Here is a 19,036-nt window from a genome sequence, read left to right as displayed (position 1 = left end):
GAACCATCAAGGCAATTAACAGTAAAAAGCGTCATATACTGAAACCAAATATGGAGCAGTCATGAACGAAAGCCCCAAAAATCCAGCACGCCGCTCTCTATTTAAAGTCCTGGGTGGTGTAACCGCCACCGGTGCTGTAAGCAGCTTACTACCCGGCTGTAGTGGGAGTGAAAATCCCACACGCAACTCCCTCACCTTTAAAGAAATCCCCCATAGACTGGATTACCAACACCATCTACCAGAGGGCTATAAATCCACGGTTCTGCTGAGGTGGGGAGACCCTTTACATAAAGAGGAAACATCTTTTCAGCCTGAAGAACTTAGCGCCAGTAGCCAGGAACAACGATTCGGTTACAACAACGATTTTATTGCATTTATGCCCTTGGCAGCGGGGACCAGTTCCACCCTGGGGTACCTGCATATACAAAGTAAAAATAGTGATCGCGGGCTTTTATGTGTCAATCACGAATACACCCAGCCCCATCTGATGTTCTCGGGTTATAACGACGAATACAGTGCCACCCGGGGAGTGAGTGCCGAGCATGTGGCCATTGAACAGGCTGCCTGCGGACACTCCATCGTGGAAATTCGAAGAAGTAAACAGGGCTGGAAAGTAGTAGCTGACAGTCCCTATAACCGGCGGATAACTTCTACGACGCCAATGGAAATCACTGGCCCCGCCGCAGGCGACGAACGTTTAAAGACCCGCCAAGATCCCAGCGGAACCCAGGTCCTCGGCACCATAGGTAACTGTGCAGGAGGAAAAACTCCATGGGGAACCGTATTAATTGCCGAAGAGGGGTTTGGCGGCGCTTTTCAGGGAGACCCAAAAAAGCTCGAAGATTCCCGGGAGATCGAAAACCATCAACTTTTTGGTATAAAACCAGAAAATCGCAACTGGGGTGACCACGACCGTCGATTTGATATTCAGGTAGAACCCAAAGAGCCCAACCGATTCGGCTGGATGGTGGAGTTTGACCCCTATAACCCCCAATCAAAACCGCGCAAGCTGACCAGTTTGGGGCGTTTTGAGCACGAAGGCTTTACCCTGGTCTGTAAACCGGGACAACCGATCGTTGCTTACGGCGGCGATGATGATGAACATCAATTTGTCTATCGCTATGTATCCCAAGATAACTATCAGCCCGAAGATCCCGATACAAACCGAAAGCTACTCGTTAATGGCACGCTCTATGCCGCGCGCTTTGCCGACGATGGCGGTGGCGAATGGCTGCCGCTGATATATGGCCAGGGCCCACTGACCGCAGAGAATGGTTTTCGCAATCAAGCAGATGTAATGATTGATGCGCGCCGCGCAGCCGCGCTACTGGGAGCCACGCCAATGGATCGGCCGGAGGACGTGGAGACTAACCCCCACAATGATTGCACCTATGTAATGCTGACCAAAAACAAGAAGCGCAGCGATACCGATGCCGCCAACCCCCGCGCCCGCAATACTGCCGGCCATGTATTGGAAATAGCGCCCCCCGGGAAGAAGGGAAACCGCGACCACACAAGCGCACAATTTCAGTGGCAGCAATTTCTACTTGGTGGAAACCCCAATGCTGAAAACCCCGCTGAAAGGGGCGCCTATGGACAGCAGTCCCCTTACGATATCTCTGAGCACGGCTGGTTTGCCAATCCCGATAACGTCGCTTTCGACCCCAGGGGCAATATGTGGATTGCTACTGATGGCTGTGAGCGCTTTGGATTTCACGATGGACTTTGGGCAATGTCTACTGAGGGGCCTTTGCGGGCTGCACCCAAGCATTTTTTTGGCTGCCCGCAAGGAGCTGAAGTGTGCGGGCCGGAATTTACTCCCGACGGAAAAACCCTGTTTATTGCCGTGCAACATCCGGCCGATTCACGCAACTCCACTTATGACCAACCCCTGCACCGTTGGCCAGATAATAATCCCCAGTTACCGCCTCGGCCATCAGTACTGGCCATTTACCGTGAGGACGACCAAATAGTCGGTAGCTAGGCAATTGATATGACAAACCAGGGACCCTGCTAAAATTTTAATCTAAAGCAGTTTTTGGCCTCTCACCCCGCCTATAGGCAGGCTGTCAGAGGCCTATAAGCCGAGGTCCCTATGATATCGAGGTGTGCAACCCTTATACGCCGCCTTACCGCTGTGCTGGCAATCGCCAGTTTTATCCTTGCGGCCACACCGGGAACTGCCCAGGTACCAGAAAATCCTGTAAATCTCCGGGGCAGCGGCGCCAGTTTCCCCTACCCAATCTATGTCGAGTGGTTTCGGCAGTTCACCCATCGGGAAAACAATATATTTATTTTCTACGAGATGAGCAGTAGCGGTGACGGCATCAGGGACTTCCTCGGTCATACAGTTGATTTTGCCGCCTCAGATGCCGCTATTGAGATCGATGAGTTACGCAACCTGAAAGGCGGTGGCGTGGTACTACCGGTTACTGCTGGGGAAGTCGTACTGGTGTTTAACCTTCCCGGGATCGACAAGCTAAAACTGTCCAGGGAAGCTTATGTGGGGATTTTCCTGGGAGAAATAACCCACTGGGATGACCCCAAGATCGCAGCCGCAAACCCCGATATCAAGTTGCCCAGAGATGAGATTACCGTTGTCACCCGCTCTGAAAGTTCGGGGACCTCGTATATCTTTTCTGGACATATGAGTAGCGTGAGCCAGGATTTCCGCGAAAAAATTGGTTTGGACAGAACACCCAGTTGGCCAAAGTTGCCCAGATTTAAAAGAGCACCGGGCAATCAAGGCGTAGCCGCTAAGGTTCGCAAGAAAGTCGGGGCCATTGGCTATGTCGAACACGGGTTTGCCCAACTGGTAAACCTGCCTGTGGCTTTACTGGAAAACCACGCGGGAAATTATATTGCCGCAGGCCCCAAGAGCGGAGCAGAGGCTCTTTCAGAGATTGAATTTCCAAAAGCATCATTACCAATTAGTGGAGCTCCCAACCTAATCGCCTGGATCTGGGACCCCAAAGGAGAAACCGCCTATCCCATTACCAGCTTTTCCTGGCTGTTACTCTACGCAGACCAGGATGACCAAAAAGCACAAGCACTGCGGCAAATGCTCGTCTTTATGTTGAGCAACGCATCCCAAAGCCAGGCCGGAAGCTTGGGCCTGGTGCCCCTTCCGGAGAATATACGTCAAAAAGTACTCAATGCAGTTACCTACGTACGCTAATTTACGTAGCTTCAGCGCACTCCACAATACGATTACGTCCAGCGCGTTTGGCCTGATACAACGCAGAGTCTGCTCGTCGCATTAGCTCCAGGATATCTTCTCGCCCCTGCAGACGGGCGATGCCAATACTTGCGGTAAACTGAGCTTGCCCAACTGCACTTTTAATCACGATTTTAGCGATATCCCGGTGTATACGATTGGCAACCTTCATAGCTCCTTCGACATTGGAGCTGAGTACTAGCGCGAATTCCTCCCCACCAATACGCCCGAAGATATCCACATCCCGTACGTGTTGGGAAATTACTCGGGCAGTCGCACAGAGTGCCTGATCGCCGATTAAGTGGCCATGAATATCATTAACAGATTTAAAATTGTCGATATCCAGCATTAATACACACAATGGCATTTGGTTATTAATTGCCACAGCCACTAGATTACTGGCCTCTTCAAAAAAGCAGCGGCGATTAAAAATACCTGTTAGCGGGTCTGTGCGCGCCTCCTCTTCAGCCTTGGCTTTAGCGTACTCCAATTCCTGTGTGCGAAGTTTTACCTGTTGCTCCAGCTCGGTTCTCGAAGCTTCCAGGTGTAGTAGATACCTTTTTTCTGCAGTCTCTTTTTGTTGCCGTAAACGTTTTACCAGTAATCCAATAGCTATCATTATTGCCAGCATCTCAACAAAAGAGGCAACCGGGGGCCAATAATAATTAATTGGATTGTGCACCACATAACCGAGATCCCTCATCGCCTGCACCAAAAGCCCCAACACCAAAACGCTCCAGGCTAAAGCAAAAACGGCCGCAGAAGTATCCCCCTGTCGCCAACGCACCAATGCGACAACAACAACGCCAGGATAGAAAAACAGAGCGAGCATCATAGAGATGTGCGCCAGAGCTTCCCACTGCAGCACAACGCAAATTATCAGGAATAAACCATTAAGTAAAATTAACTTTAAAAAGTAATCCAGTCTTGGGGTGTACTTTTCCGTTTCAAGAAAGTATCGGGCAAAAAGAATTCCGGTCAGAATCGCCACAGCACTACTAATCGATTGATAGCGCCAATCAAATTGTTCTTGGAGCAAATATTGATGGGTATATCCCAGTAAAGATCCCCACACCCAAATTTTCGTTACGGAATATAACGAGTATAGATACAGGATATTCTTACGCGCAGTAATAGCACCAATCAGCGCAAGAATGGCCATCAAAAAATAACCACCAAAAAGAAATGACGTTAAAATGGCCTCAGCCTTACTCCTCTTTTCAAGTTGTTCAGGTCGCCAAATACGCATACTGGGAAAGGCAACACCTAAAACTCCAACATCAAATTTAACCATCATTTCCTTTGATGCGAAGGGGGGGATTTTAAGTGGGAACGCAAAACGATGATGCTTGATTTTCCGACTGGAAAAAGGCTGGTTCGCAGACAGACTTGCCAGCTCCGCATAAGGTTGACTGCCACCCTGAATCCTAGAAAAGGCCGTCAGCCCATCGAGCTGGTTATCCACATATTCAATTGAGACATAAACTGTTTCACTACTGGAGTTTTTTAATATGAAGTGAGACCAGAAGGCTCCGGATTTAAGTCCGGTAGATCCGGCAGTTCCCAGGGGAAGAAAAAGTTTATTTTTATAAGCTTTTTCAGCTTCAATAATGTTTCCAAATCCCGATGGATCATGCCAAATTGCATTTAGGCCACTCGGTTTACTTCCTCCCTCCAACGAGGTGACATCCACAACCGTATGGGGGTAGCTGGGCATAGGAAGAAGTATGACAAACATCAGCAATGCACAACAAACAAAACGGTAGTGCCATTTAGGGCCACCCTTTTGAATCCACAGTTCAAATTCACCAATTGTTTTTTTCATTCTTACTATGTAGATGTGCAACAATTTCCGTCTTCATAAAGATCAAATCAGCCATAATGGATACTGACTTCCAAAGTAAATTGATGATGCTTGTTGTATTTCAGAGAAATAGCTTCCATACAAGAAAGTCATCAATTCATACTTACATAAAATAGCTATATATGAATTCTACAAGTCTGCACCTGTACAAAAAACACACTAACAAGGACTTTAAATTATCAGGTACAACTTTTTTCTACTCCCCCCTATTTGGCAGTTTCACTCTTCATTTATCAAGCGCTTAAGTAATGTGTTTTATGCCTTTTAGCTTGAAATAAGGGTACACAGGCTGTTACGCCGTCTTACACCTTGGGGCTAAGCCTTAAAGTCAGGTATTAATTAGGAGAAACAAAGAATACAAAATCTTAAATACGCCAAAGAGAAAATTCCTGTTAACGATTACATTTGACTACCCACATCAAATTTAAATATTGTCTCTAGAACGCTAAATTTAGAAATTGTTGCTGATCCGGGGATCTCATCGTTGTTTACCAATCAGTACATATAGAAAACATGCCACTCTTAAGATATTAAGGAGCCTCTAAAGAATAGCTGAATACAATTGGGCTTATCTCACAACACAAGCATTGAACCCTCTCTTAGACCAAACAATGAACCAACAGTCACTCCTGAAGCAGGTTTCTGATATAAGGAGCCTGGTGAAGTTCAGTGCAACTAGAGAGCTATCAAATAGCTAGCCTTACCAAACTAGACGCCACGATGTCGTCTACAATATCTAGGACCATCGCTTGATCTTCTTCCTGAGTAGAGCAGTTACTCTCCCTCTGGCATTTAGCGACAGGTTGCTTATCAGTCAACATGCTTCCAGGACAATTGTTGCTCTACCACTTATGTCAAAGCCTCTTAAACCGTATTGGAGATACTTATGTTTAATAATGTTGGCTGGCTTGTGGAGGCGAAAATAAAGAACGGACAGGAGCAGGCCTTTAAGTCAATTGTTGATGAAATGGTAGAGATAACCTCGCAGCAAGAAGCGGGGACATTGAATTATCAGTACTATATTTCTGATAGTGGAGAAATTATTGTATACGAGCATTTCAAGGATGTAAGTGCCGCGCATAAACATGTGGATACCTGGGAGAATTATTCAGAGCGCTGGCTCAAGACGGCAGAACCCACTCGCGTCGTCTATTTAGGCGATCTTCCCAAGGATCTTCAGGCACGCCATGCAGGCCTAACCCCCCAGCAGTATCACACCTATGCAGGATTCGAGCGCAGTCATTAATAAACTGGATATAAAAATTATACTAATTCTTATGATTATAGTATTGTAATTAGGAGAGCGAATTTTAATTCTTTGCTTTCCAAACGGTTAGCTCTAGCAATAAATTATAAATACTATCCCTATAAATCTAAACCATGTCATAAAGCGCTTTTATCACTAATACCAAGCCACACAAAAACATTACCAATAGAGTGTATTTCCTAAACTTTTTAAAGCTGACCTGATTCAATCTCCTTTTAGCGAGGGTTACACCAATAATCCCCCCGAGCCCAGCCGCCACACCATAGAATGCCAACTCTAGGGATACCGCCGAGAATGTAATATAAGTTCCCAGCTTTACAAGCTGCATTAATAGCCCATTAAAGGCCTTAGTGGCTATCAGGGATTCTTTCTCGAGACCATAATTCAGCAAGAAAGGGTTCTTAAGGGGACCCATTGCCCCAATAAGACCGGAAGCAAAAGCGGTCACCAATCCCAGAGGTAAAAAATAGGGAAGTGACATGGGAAAAGATCTTTCCCTATGGCCAAAGCGATACTGAAGTATCGTGGACATTAAAAAAAGCCCAACCACTATTTGTATCCACTCTGGGGACATCTGTGTATAGGAATATGCACCTAGCAATGCCCCGACTAAGCTTCCCGGAGTAAGCCAGCGTACTACCCGCCAATCAATATAGGACCAGAAAACCAGTGCCCGGTAGGGCGAAGCCAGGCACTTGGCAATGGTTACCGTTGGTGCAACCAGGTGTGGGCCAACGATAAAGCTAATCACTGGAACAAGGAGCAGTGCCCCGCCCCCGGCCGCAAGCGTGCTGATATACCAAATCAAGACGCCAAAAAACAGCAGCAATAGCTCTATCATTTTACCGCTTCAGAAGTCACCAAAATCACAGTGAATAAAGTAGAAATTCAGGCTTGGACGCAACTCCAACACTAACCGGCAATCCAATACTCTCTTCACTAGAAGAAACGCAGCCTTAGCTCAACCAGTACAAAACCAAATGCCAGTAGCTAAATTGAAAAGAACTGCTGAATCCCAACAAGTACATTGGTTGTTGCCACTGAGGCCAGGATCAGCCCCATAACTCGACTCACGATACTGGCCCCGGCATCACCAATAAATCGATATATCCAGTTGGCAGTTAGCAGCAGCAATATCACTATCGCCAACACCGCTACCATGGCAGATGCTGTACTCAGCTGATGAACCACATCAAATCGATGGTTATCTGTGAGTACCACAGCCGCGAGCATGGCTCCGGGTGAGGCAATGGAGGGCACCGCAAGAGGGAAAATCGCTGTCTCATGCCCCTCACGGATGATTTCTATCTCCTGCTCTGGCTTGCTCTCACCAAATATCATGGTTAAGGCAAACAGGAACAGGACGACGCCTCCGGCTACCTGAAATGCAGAAAGGGGCACGCCAATCGCCTCGAGGAAGAATTGCCCTGCGACCAAAAAGAACAACAAGATCCCGGTTGCGACGAGTACTGCCAGCCAGGCTATCCTGCGCTTTTGCCACTCTGCATGTCGTGAAGTGACTGCGATAAACACTGGCAGAGTACCCACCGGGTCAATCACAGCAAAGAAAAAGACAAAGCTACTGATCCAATCGTTCAATTGGGACTCCGACGTGCCGTGCTACTATCCGCTTAATTAGAGCCCCAGGCAGTATGGGCAGGACCGGAGCGAGGTGTGCTTAGGGGGTCCAACGCCGTTATCTACGGTAACTGCTGGCGCAAGCGTAACTTGTAACTTAGAAAAAAAGTCTAGTGCATGACGAATCACTCACCGACCGCCCGACGCATCGCTAAAACCATCCTCAATGGTTTTGACGCCTATTTCGCAGACTATCAGAACATCACTTTGGGCGCCAAGGCCCGTTTTGAAACCGCCTCCTGGCAAGCGGCACACGAGGCCAATAAAGCCCGGATCGATCTGTACAAAACCAAGGTCACCCAAGTGGTGGATCTGGTCCATTCGGTAACCAGCAAGGACACCAGCCAGCTGGAGCTGTGGCGTGATGCCCGCGCCACTTATGCACAGCTGATTGCCAATCACAGCAATTATGAGATCGCCGAGACCTTTTTTAACTCGGTGTTTTGCAGCCAGTTTCACCACACCAACATTCACGACAGCAATATCTTCGTCAAGCCGTCCCGAGCACCGGAAGACAAGCCGCTACGGGATTACAGCATCTATATCAGTTACAGCGGCCGCCACGGCCTCGAGTGTATGATCGAAGATATTCTCAAGGATTTCAGCTTCTCCACGCCCTGGGAGAATATGGAGCGCGACATTGCCCATATCTGCGAATCCCTGCGCAGTGCACCTCTGGCCAATGTGGACAACGAGAAACACTTGCGAGTGGACATGCTGGAGTCGGTTTTCTACCGTAACAAAGCGGCCTATCTGGTGGGGCGCATAATCCTGAACGGCGAAGTTATCCCCATGATCCTGCCCTGCCTAAACAACGGGCGCGGCGGTATTTTTGTGGACACCCTTATCTACAATAACGACTCCGCCAGTATCATTTTCAGCTTTACCCGTTCCTACTTTATGGTGGATGCGCCAATCCCCTCCCGCTTTGTGCGCTTCCTGTCCACCATTATGCCGCTCAAGGAGAAGTCTGAGCTTTACAACTCTATCGGCTTCCACAAACACGGTAAGACCGAGTTCTACCGCCATATCCTCGCCCATATGAAGGTCAGTAACGACAAGTTTGTTATTGCACCAGGCATTAAAGGGATGGTGATGAGTGTATTCACATTGCCCTCCTACCCGGTGGTATTTAAAGTCATTAAAGATGAGTTCGACCAGCCGAAAACTGTCACCGAGAAGATCGTAAAAGAAAAGTACAAGTTCGTATCCCGCTCTGACCGGGTCGGCCGTATGGCTGACACCCAGGAGTACTCTTACTTTATTTTCTACCGCAATCGCTTCAGTGAAGAGCTGATCAAAGAACTGCAGGAAGTGGCACCATCAAAACTGATCATTGATGAGAAGCGGGTCATCATCAAACATCTATATGTAGAGCGGCGTATGGAACCGCTTAACCTCTACCTGCAACACGCCAATGAAGAGCAAACTAGAGAAGCCATGGAAGAATATGGCAATGCCATCAAACAGCTGGCAGCCGCAAATATCTTCCCAGGCGACATGTTGCTGAAAAACTTTGGGGTTACCCGTCACGGGCGGGTAGTCTTCTACGATTACGATGAACTCTGCCCATTGACGGAATGTAACTTCCGCAAGATTCCCGAAGCTCATACCTCTGAGCAGGAGCTGGCCGACAAGCCCTGGTATACCGTCGCAGAAGCCGACGTCTTCCCGGAAGAATTCCGCCTGTTCTTCTCTGGCAATCCCACCGCGCGCGCTGCATTCGAAAAGCAGCACGGCGATTTATACAACTATCGCTTCTGGAAACTCTTACAAGATCGTATTCGCGCCGGACATGTGGAGAGTGCTTTCCCCTATCGACGCAAGTGGCGTTTCCCGCGCCGTTCCCATAACCGTGCACAACAAAAGTAGACGACCAATCTATGACTATATTGGTAGGAGGACTTTTCCAAGGGAGCGGATAATCCGTGCATATTTTTCGCTGGGCTCTAGTTGCCGCAACTGTTTCCCTGCTGACGACCAGCGGTTGCGGCTATTTCCCCAGCGAGATGTCCATCCCCGGTAAGCTTCCGCCGGCAAAGCGCCCACCACCTTACGCACGAATCACAGGAAAACCCCATGTGGTTAGCTGCGCAACCCCCGCTCGGGGGTTTCCAACCCTGTCCTTTGATGAAGTGTTTACTTTTACCGAAAATCCGCGACAACCATTCGTAGAGTCATACGGCCTCCCCCAACAGTTCGACGTGATTGCCTATGTCTGGGGCGCGGAAAGGTGTACGCCAGCAGCCTTCTGTAACTACGGAGATTATTACCAGCTGCTGGGACGAGGACCCAGAGGCGACTTTGCGACCTGGATCTCAACACCACAATATCCCCGTATTACGATTCAATCCCCCTGCGGCCAGCGGCTGAAGGTGGGCCAGGGCTATCGTTTTTCATTTAGTGATGGACAACTGGTGGGATTTAGCCCCAACTAAAGAAAAGAGTTGCCTCTAGCGTGATAGACAGTATTTGAGACATGCGGTGAAGACACCCAGTTAGGTCTGTAAAGCATCTATGCCCATACACCCTTGGGCACCGTACAATTCCCTTCTGCCTTTTTTAGTACCTCTGGGAATGCTTCTTCAAGTAGCGGTAAATAGCGTCCTGGGCCCGACAACCTCTACTCCCTTCATTAGCCAATCTGGTATTGGTTTGACCGGCATCAATTAAGCGGGCCTTCTGATTATCATGCCACTGTAATTCCATGATCTTCTTAATGGTTCGGAGGTGTCGAGAATTGGTCACCGGGTAAGTGACTTCGATCCGTTGATCCAGACAGCGGTTTTTCAGGTTTGCAGAGGACATCCACATCAGTTCATCGCCACCATTATGAAACACATAAATCCTTGCATGCTCCAGAAACTTATCCACCAAACTGATCACCTTAATATTGTCGGATAATCCAGGAGTGTCGCATACCAAAGAGCACTCACCGCGAACGAGTAATCGAATCTCTACTCCCGCAGCGCTCGCCCGATAAAGGTGGGCAATCAGCTTGCTGTCTATCAGGCTGTTGCACTTAAAGAATATGCCAGCTTTACGCCCAGCAAGGGCAGCCTCTATTTCCCGGTTTATGGCCTGCTCAAACGAACTTCTCAATGAGAAAGGAGAAACGATAATATGCTTGAAAACCTGTTTTGTATTGGGGAATCGCATAAATTCAAACAAGTTATAGATGTCGCGCCCCACTCCCTGATCATTAGTCAATACACTGAAATCACAGTAGACACGAGCAGTACTCTCGTTAAAATTCCCTGTTCCCAACTGGGTATAAAAGCGATTCTTTCCCTGCTCACGGCGAACTACAGAAATTAACTTCGCATGAACCTCCATTTCTGGAACACCGTAAACAACCAACACTCCTGCTTCTATTAATTTACGGGACCAATAAATATTGGCTTTTTCATCAAAACTCGCCCGCAATTCAACAACCGCAATTACTTTTTTATTATTTCTAGCCGCATTAATTAACGCCGCGATTACCCTTGAGTTTTTCGCCATTCGATACAAGGTAATACGTATCTCTTTTACCTGCGGGTCAATAGAGGCCGAAGCAAGGAAATTTGTTATTGCCCAAAAATCATGGTACGGATAACAGAACAATCCATCATCGTCTTGCAATTGGTCAAAAATATTTTCACTGGTGGATAAAGCCAAGAGCGGTGCCGGCCTTCTATACCGACAACTTTTGGAATCCGGGGCAAAGCCCATAAGATCTTTGGAGTTGTGATAACGCCCACCAGGGGTATAACTATCCCTGGATCCCATCTTCAGCTTTTTCTTAATCAGCTCTAACAGTGTATTAGGCATTTCCATGTCGTAAGCAAGACGTACCGGCTCTGCACGCTTACGCTGTTTAAGCGACCGTTCAACACGTTCGAGAATATCCCTGTTGACATACTCCCCCAGCTCAATATCTGCATCCCGACTTATCTTGAACATATAGGCCTTAGCAGAAAGAATAGGCAGGACATTGCGGAAGACTTCTTCCAGGCACACTCGAATAATATTATCCAGAACGATGTAAACTTTCTCTTTCCTGCCTTGGCGCGATGGGATTTCCAGGAACCGGGGAAGAATAGCAGTGGGGATTTCCATAACTGCATATCTGCTTGGTTCCCCTTTTAAATTCAAAGTGATAGCGAAATAGATATTGTTGTCACTCAGCAATGGCATTGCTGACCTGCCATCGATAAAAAAAGGCTCTAACTCCGGTAAAACCAGGCTATGGAAGTAATTTTTTACAAATCCCAACTGATGGCTATTTAAGCTATCTTCTCGAACAAGATAAATACTATGTTTTTTCAATCCCGATAACACTTTGACATAAGCTTCGGCATAGCGCTTTTCAAGTGTCAAAATACGATCATTAATAGTTTTCAATAGCTGGGAAAAGTGCTCCCTCTGCCCCACACCAGAATCAATACTCGCCAACCTCCGCACACCAGCCACCTTAATGCGGAAAAACTCATCCATATTCTGGGAAAAAATTCCGAGAAAGTGTACCCGTTCGATAGCCGGGACTGTTTCATCCTCGGCTTCCTGCAGTACTCGCTCATTAAAAGATAGCCAGCTTAATTCGCTGGGAAATAGAGGAATATCATTCAGCATAGATAGAGCACTTCACCAACGCTTCTACTATTAATCACCAAAATCCAGATGCCAGCCTCCCTAAATCCGCCCTACTGGTACAGAGCTTAAAATCTGGCTAACTATAAAATAATAGAACAAGGTGACAGCGTATTTTTGGATTAACTCCTTGTGATATCGGCTATAAAACCAACGGTAGAGTTTCTATCTTGGTAGCGGGATCAATAAATAGAGAAAAGATGCACTCTATCAAGAGTGATAGCCTAAACTGGGTAGAATAGTGATGTTAACAGTGCAAATGGTATTTGTGACCCCACAGACAAACTGAAGGGTCACCATTTAGTCTAAGGAAGGTCTGCAGTCCATTATTGGCGATCTATACTACTCCGCCTCACGCTGCTTTAAAAAGCGATAGATGGCATCCTGGGATCGACAACCTTTTCGTCCCTCATTAGCCAACTTGGAATTTGTTTGCTTGGCATCAATCAGCCGCGCCTTCTGATTATCACTCCACTGCAATTCCATAATTTTGCGAACTGTAGCCTGGTGCTCCGGATTCATAAGCGGGAAAGTGACTTCAACTCGCTGATCCAGGTTTCGTTTCATCAGGTCCGCCGAAGACAACCACATCAGCTCATCACCACCATTGTGAAAAATATAGACCCGGGCATGCTCCAGGTACTTATCTACCAAACTGATAATACGAATGTTGTCTGATACGCCCGGAGTTTCACAAACCAATGCACACATCCCACGAACGATAATACGAATTTTTACACCTGCGGCACTGGCACGATACAGCTGCTCAATAATCTGACTATCCACAAGGTTATTACACTTGAAAAATAGCGCCGCTTCCTTCCCCGCCTGGGCGGCATCAATTTCACGATCTATCGCTGTAGTAATCGCATCCCGATAGAAAAAAGGTGAAGTGATAATACGTTTAAAAGAAGGGCGCTTACGCGGTGCCTGCATAAACTCAAATACATTGTACACGTCCCTACCCAGCTCCTGGTTATTGGTCAATAAGCTAAAATCACAATAGACCTTCGCTGTATTCTCATTAAAGTTACCGGTGCCTAGATGGCTGTAGAAACGGTCTTTGCCATCCTCGCGACGAAGCACAGAAATTAACTTGCAATGTACTTTGAGGTTGGGCATGCCATACACTACATTCACCCCGGCATCGCTCAACTCATGGGACCAATGGATATTGGCCTTTTCATCAAAGCGCGCCCGCAACTCCACCACCGCAGTCACTTTTTTGTTATTGCGAACCGCATTAACCAGAGCCGCAACTACACGGGAGTTCTTTGCTACCCGGTAGAGATTAATCCGAATTTCTTTAACTTGAGGGTCTAGTGCGGCAGAGGCCAGGAAATTGACAATCGCATGGAAGTCATAATAGGGATAATAATAAAGCCGATCCCCTGCGCATAGCTGTGAAAATACACTTTCATTTTTCGGTAAGGCTGGCAGAGGTGTGAGGCGCTTATAGCGAAGTCGGGCGGATTCTCCCGGGAATTTCATCAGATCTTTGGAGTTGTGATAACGCCCACCGGGGGTATAGGTATCATAACGACCCATTTTCAGTTTCTTCTTCACCAACTCCAGTAGAGCCTCAGGCATATCGCCATCGTAGGCCATACGCACCGGATCTGCGCGCTTTCTCTTTTTTAGTGAGCGCTCCATTCGATCGAGAATATTCTGGGTTACCTCTTCACTTAACTCCAACTCAGCATCGCGACTGATCTTAAAGGTATAGGCGCTGGCTTTAGCGATAGGCACCACATGGCGAAATATTTCTTTAAGGCATCCTCGGATAATATTATCGAGAACGATGTAGACTTTCTCCCGCTTCCCCTCCCGTGGAGGAATCTCCACAAAGCGGGGAAGTGTATCCGTAGGAATCTCCATTGCCACATACCGCTCGGTACCATCATCCAATTCAAGTGCTATCGCAAAATAGATACTGGTTTCATTAATCAATGGCATAGGCTTGCGCCCGTCGATAAAGAATGGCTCCAACTCCGGAAGCACTTCCCGGTGAAAGTAACTTTCTACAAACTGGCGCTGGTTATCGCTAAGCGAAGTCTCCCTAACCACATGGATATCATGCTTTGCCAGATCCTTTAAAGCTTTGTTATAGGCCTTTGCATAGCGCAACTGTAACCTCAACACTCGATTATTAATCGATTGCAATAGATTACTGTAGTATTCCTTCTTTTCTCCGCCAACGGAAAAGGCTGCTAAACGACGTACCGCTGCAACATGCACACGGAAAAACTCATCCAGGTTATTAGAGAAGATTCCCAAAAAATGTACGCGCTCAATAACAGGCACACTTTCATCTTCCACCTCCTGTAAAACACGCTCGTTAAATGAAAGCCAGCTCAACTCTTTGGGAAATAGAGGCACATCGTTAGACATTGCAAAACCATAAAACGCACCCAGTATCTGACGGCAGTTTAAAAATCCAGATTATTCTGGAAGCAGCCTTAACACCGGGCTGAGGGTCAAGATTAAGTAAAGAAATATGCCACTGAAATGTGGCTGTGAGCAAGCGCCTATAGCAATATAACGATCTAGTATGGCTTCACAGTTTTCTGCCACACTGTTTCAGTCCATAAATTGGCACAAATAAATAAAAAATATCTTTTATTTATAAAAGATATTTAATAATTTTGTAACACTTTTATAGGTGGCGCCTTTTTGGTGCGCTGTAAATTGACTGCACCCACTATTGGACTGAAAAGTGGCAAAATGAATAATAGAGCGTCCGACTCCATACATTAGCGCTTTCAACGGGATATTGATGCAAGCTCCAAACGAACGCTATGCCGCCCTAGATTTGGGCTCAAACAGTTTCCATCTGCTCCTGGCGGAATTTCGTGATCAGCGCATGGTACGCCTGCACACAGACAGAGCAATGGTGCGCCTGGCCGAGGGGCTGGATATTAACCACCACTTGGACCCGGCGGTAACCGAACGGGCCCTGGCTGCTCTGCAACGCTTTCAACCAGTGATGGATAAACTGCCCCTCGACCATGTACGTGTCGTGGGTACAAATACTCTGCGTATGGCTGCGGCCAATGCCGATGGCTTTTTGGAAGAAGTGGAATCAATACTCGGAGTGCCGGTGGAAATTATCAGCGGTATCGAGGAGGCCCGCCTGATCTTCACCGGGGTTCTCGCCGCCGCCAATGGCCCCCCTCGCTTGCGCTGCATTATTGATATTGGCGGTGGCTCTACGGAGCTGGTTCGCGGTGGTGATACTCCACAGCAACTGGAAAGCCTGGATATAGGCTGTGTTTCCTACAGTAAACGTTTCTTCGCCGATGGCCTGATCAGCCGCAACACCGTAAACCACTTCCAGCGCGCTCGGCGAGCAGCGCGGGCCGAATTGCAGGAGCTACAGCATATTGCCGAAGGCGCGGAAGTTACCGGTTGCTCCGGGACTATCAAAGCGGTTGCCAGGATTTGCAATGTTGGTGAAGTAAAGGCGATCAAGCGCGGGGATATCGATCAGCTTGCGCACCGGGTTTCCTCCGCCAAACATATCTCGGACCTGGATTTACCCTACCTGGATGAAGAGCGTCGGCCGGTATTCGCTGCCGGCTTAGCGATACTGCATGCAATATTCTGCGAACTCGACATTATGCGTATGGAAGTCTCACCCTATGCAATCCGCGAGGGCATAGTGCACGACTTGGCCGGGCGCTTGCACGGCGGGGATCGACGTGCAGATACGATTGCCGCCATGGTAGAGCGCTGGCAGGTAGATACCAACCAGGCTAAACGTGTCAGTTCCACCTCACTCAAGCTCCTGCAGCAGTTGCGCCCCCAATACCCACCAGAAGGCAAGGTGCGACTGCATTGGGCTATCCAGTTGCACGAAACCGGCCTGGCCCTAACTCACAGTAGCTTCCGCAAGCTGGGGGCCTATATGGTTAAACACGCCGATATGGCCGGATTTGCCAAAAGTGAACAGGAGCACCTGGCCTATCTGGTGCACAACCAACGGGGAAGAATCAAACCGCCACGGGAGCACTATGGCTTCCACCCCAGCCCAGACCTTCTGTTATGCCTGCGCCTCGGATGTATTATTCACAGGGACCGCACCGAACGCAGCCTGGATGGCTTAAAGCTATATGACCAGGGAGACGCCTATCACCTGGAAGCCGATCAACAGTGGCTGGAGGATAGCCCGGCAATTGCAGAATTGTTGGAGCAGGAAGAGCAACACTGGCGCTCGCAAAATCGGCCCCTACAGATAACGGCGATATAAGAGCCAGGGGCCCTTGTGAGCCACTCTGGACACTGGCGTTTTACTCGAATATTCACCCTACAATCAAAAGCTATGAAACTGAGCGAAGTCACTCTCAAACACCACTATGCGGATATGGGGGAAGCCTTTGGCACCCCCATAGCACCCACTCCTTTTCGCCACCCCAAGGTAATCGATACCAACCCTTCAGTGCTGCAACTATTGGGAATAGATCCCAATGAGAAATCTGACCCCGCCTGGGCCGAGCTGGGCTGCGGCGCCCGCCTGTTTAAGGGAAGCCGCCCATTTGCGATGAAATACACCGGTCACCAGTTCGGGGTCTACAACCCTGACCTGGGGGATGGGCGAGCACTGCTGTTGGGTGAAATCGAGAGTGAAGGCCGGCGCTGGGAACTGCATTTAAAGGGTGCAGGACAAACGCCCTACTCCCGCTTTGGTGATGGCCGCGCAGTATTGCGCTCCACCATACGGGAGTACCTCGCCAGTGAGGCACTCTACGGCCTCGGTATTCCCAGCACCCGGGCACTGTGCATTGTCGGAAGCGACGAACCTGTCACCCGTGAGAAAATTGAAACCGGGGCCATGCTGATCCGAGTGGCAGAGAGCCACGTGCGTTTCGGTCACTTTGAATACCTGTTTTACACCAAACAACTGGAGGCCCTGCAGGAGTTGATCGGGGTTATTTGCCGACGCTTTATACCGGGTACAGAGGGTATGGCAGTGGGCGACCAAGCTGAAGCATTGCTGCGCTTTACCACCCGCCGCAGTGCAGAGCTAGTTGCAGCCTGGCAGTCCGTAGGCTTTGCCCACGGCGTGCTCAACACCGATAACATGTCGATTATTGGCGACACCTTTGACTACGGGCCCTACGCCTTCCTGGACGACTACGACCCCACTTTTATCTGCAATCACTCCGACCACACCGGCCGTTACGCCTTTGAGCAACAGCCTGGAGTCGTACTGTGGAACCTGAATGCTCTCGCCCATGCACTGTCGGCCTTTGTCGGTGTAGACGCCCTACGCGAATGCCTGGAGCAATTCCAGCCGGTGGTAAGCGAGGCCTATGCGCAACGTATGCGGGCCAAACTGGGCCTGGAAAAAGAAGAGGATGGCGACCAGGCCCTCTGCTCGGAACTGCTGAAGTTGCTTCAACACGGCCAGGCCGACTACAGCCTGTTTTTCCGAGCCCTGGCCCACTACCGGGGGGAGCGTCCGGCCAGCGCTTTGCACGAGTTACTCAAACCCACTCACCACAGCGCCCTGGATCAATGGCTGGAGCACTACGATCGCCGCCTCACCCGGGAGGCAAATAACTCCCGGGAGCGCAATCTAGCCATGCTGTCAGTCAACCCGAAATACATTCTGCGCAACTATTTGGCACAGAAGGTCATCGAGGCTGCTGAAGATGGCGACTATCATCCTTTGCGGACTCTGCGCCAGTTACTGCAATCCCCTTTCGCCGAGCACCCGGAGCGGGAAGTCTGGGCCAGTGCACCGCCAGAATCCGGCAAGCGTATCCCCTTGAGCTGTTCCTCTTAAAGGTGCCTTTGGGTAACACACAAAGGTCCCGAAATTGGGACAAATAGAGAGAAAAGGCAGGGATATGTGGCCAAATGCTACTTTTTGACTGTTAGATTTTACCTGATGACGACTAGCCCACTGCCCTCGCAGGTGACTTGATGTAATATCCGGGTCACCCTACTTTACATAGGAAAATAAGTGATGATTAGAAACCTGCTTCTGGCCACCTTTGGCCTGCTGTTCGCCCTGCAGGCCAGTGCTGCAGATATCCTGGGCAACTGGCGCACTATCGATGACGAGACCGGAGAGACAAAGTCCATCGTCAACATCTATGAAAAGGATGGGAAGTATTACGGCAAGGTAGTGGATCTTCTGATGAAGCCTAACGACACCGTTTGCGACAAGTGCCCAGGCGACCTGAAAGGTAAGCCCATTGTCGGCATGGATGTCATCAGCGGGCTGGAAAAGAAAGGGAAAAAATACGAGGACGGGGAAATTCTCGACCCGGTAAAAGGCAAGGTTTACGACCTTAAAGTCTGGCTGGAGGATGACAACACCCTTAAGCTGCGCGGCTACCTGGGCTTCCTCTACCGCACCCAAACTTGGCACCGAGTTCAATAAGCAACTAGTGCAGCTCTCGGGCCCGAG

General features: G+C 48.8%; 13 protein-coding genes. 8 read left to right on the top strand and 5 right to left on the bottom strand.

Features of this window, described 5'->3' with window-relative positions; all coding sequences use genetic code 11:
• Positions 1–61: 61 nt before the first annotated feature.
• Both ACJJIR_RS02240 and pstS read left to right on the top strand, forming a co-directional pair.
• The gene (locus ACJJIR_RS02240; RefSeq protein ID WP_444907184.1) at positions 62–1,984 is read left to right on the top strand and encodes a PhoX family protein; all 1,923 of its coding nucleotides are present in this window, start codon (positions 62–64) and stop codon (positions 1,982–1,984) included.
• 111 nt (positions 1,985–2,095) lie between these two features.
• The gene (pstS, locus tag ACJJIR_RS02235; RefSeq protein WP_444896010.1) at positions 2,096–3,178 is read left to right on the top strand and encodes a phosphate ABC transporter substrate-binding protein PstS; all 1,083 of its coding nucleotides are present in this window, start codon (positions 2,096–2,098) and stop codon (positions 3,176–3,178) included.
• A 1-nt stretch (position 3,179) separates the two neighbouring features.
• On the opposite strand, the gene ACJJIR_RS02230 is transcribed toward pstS, so the two are convergent.
• A complete protein-coding gene (locus tag ACJJIR_RS02230; RefSeq protein WP_444907183.1) occupies positions 3,180–5,042 on the bottom strand; it encodes a sensor domain-containing diguanylate cyclase in 1,863 nt (620 codons plus the stop codon).
• Positions 5,043–5,967: 925 nt separating this feature from the next.
• Here ACJJIR_RS02230 and ACJJIR_RS02225 point away from each other — a divergent pair.
• Positions 5,968–6,327 carry a putative quinol monooxygenase gene (locus ACJJIR_RS02225; protein WP_444907182.1) on the top strand — a complete coding sequence of 120 codons (360 nt, stop codon included), beginning with the start codon at positions 5,968–5,970 and terminating at the stop codon, positions 6,325–6,327.
• Between the two features lie 127 nt (positions 6,328–6,454).
• Here the strand turns inward: ACJJIR_RS02225 and ACJJIR_RS02220 are convergent, their stop codons facing one another.
• The gene (locus tag ACJJIR_RS02220; RefSeq protein ID WP_444907181.1) at positions 6,455–7,189 is read right to left on the bottom strand and encodes a sulfite exporter TauE/SafE family protein; all 735 of its coding nucleotides are present in this window, start codon (positions 7,187–7,189) and stop codon (positions 6,455–6,457) included.
• A gap of 149 nt (positions 7,190–7,338) precedes the next feature.
• A complete protein-coding gene (locus tag ACJJIR_RS02215) occupies positions 7,339–7,947 on the bottom strand; it encodes a MarC family protein (RefSeq protein ID WP_413663436.1) in 609 nt (202 codons plus the stop codon).
• Positions 7,948–8,103: 156 nt separating this feature from the next.
• Here ACJJIR_RS02215 and aceK point away from each other — a divergent pair, with 156 nt between their 5' ends.
• Positions 8,104–9,858 (top strand): bifunctional isocitrate dehydrogenase kinase/phosphatase, encoded by a 1,755-nt coding sequence (aceK, locus tag ACJJIR_RS02210; RefSeq protein ID WP_444907180.1) that lies wholly within the window; start codon positions 8,104–8,106, stop codon positions 9,856–9,858.
• Positions 9,859–9,914: 56 nt separating this feature from the next.
• Positions 9,915–10,424, top strand: a complete 510-nt coding sequence (locus ACJJIR_RS02205; RefSeq protein ID WP_444907179.1) for a hypothetical protein — start codon at positions 9,915–9,917, stop codon at positions 10,422–10,424.
• A 124-nt stretch (positions 10,425–10,548) separates the two neighbouring features.
• Here the strand turns inward: ACJJIR_RS02205 and ppk1 (ACJJIR_RS02200) are convergent, their stop codons facing one another.
• A complete protein-coding gene (gene ppk1 / locus ACJJIR_RS02200; RefSeq protein ID WP_444907178.1) occupies positions 10,549–12,600 on the bottom strand; it encodes a polyphosphate kinase 1 in 2,052 nt (683 codons plus the stop codon).
• A 360-nt stretch (positions 12,601–12,960) separates the two neighbouring features.
• Positions 12,961–15,009: a polyphosphate kinase 1 gene (gene ppk1, locus ACJJIR_RS02195; protein WP_444907177.1), complete on the bottom strand. Its 2,049-nt coding sequence runs from the start codon at positions 15,007–15,009 to the stop codon at positions 12,961–12,963.
• A 385-nt stretch (positions 15,010–15,394) separates the two neighbouring features.
• Between ppk1 (ACJJIR_RS02195) and ACJJIR_RS02190 the strand changes: the two genes are divergently transcribed.
• The 3 genes from ACJJIR_RS02190 (at position 15,395) to ACJJIR_RS02180 (ending at position 19,009) form a co-directional block, all read left to right on the top strand.
• Complete coding sequence (locus ACJJIR_RS02190) at positions 15,395–16,867, top strand: Ppx/GppA phosphatase family protein (RefSeq protein WP_444896005.1); 1,473 nt, start codon at positions 15,395–15,397, stop codon at positions 16,865–16,867.
• Positions 16,868–16,882: 15 nt separating this feature from the next.
• Complete coding sequence (locus ACJJIR_RS02185) at positions 16,883–18,406, top strand: protein adenylyltransferase SelO (protein WP_444907176.1); 1,524 nt, start codon at positions 16,883–16,885, stop codon at positions 18,404–18,406.
• 183 nt (positions 18,407–18,589) lie between these two features.
• Complete coding sequence (locus ACJJIR_RS02180) at positions 18,590–19,009, top strand: DUF2147 domain-containing protein (RefSeq protein ID WP_108734638.1); 420 nt, start codon at positions 18,590–18,592, stop codon at positions 19,007–19,009.
• The last annotated feature ends 27 nt before the right edge of the window (positions 19,010–19,036 follow it).

It is taken from the genome of Microbulbifer maximicatervae (SeqCode) (assembly GCF_052467385.1).
The sequence above is the reverse complement of the archived record's forward strand: the minus strand, read 5'-3'. Positions and strand labels throughout refer to the sequence as shown.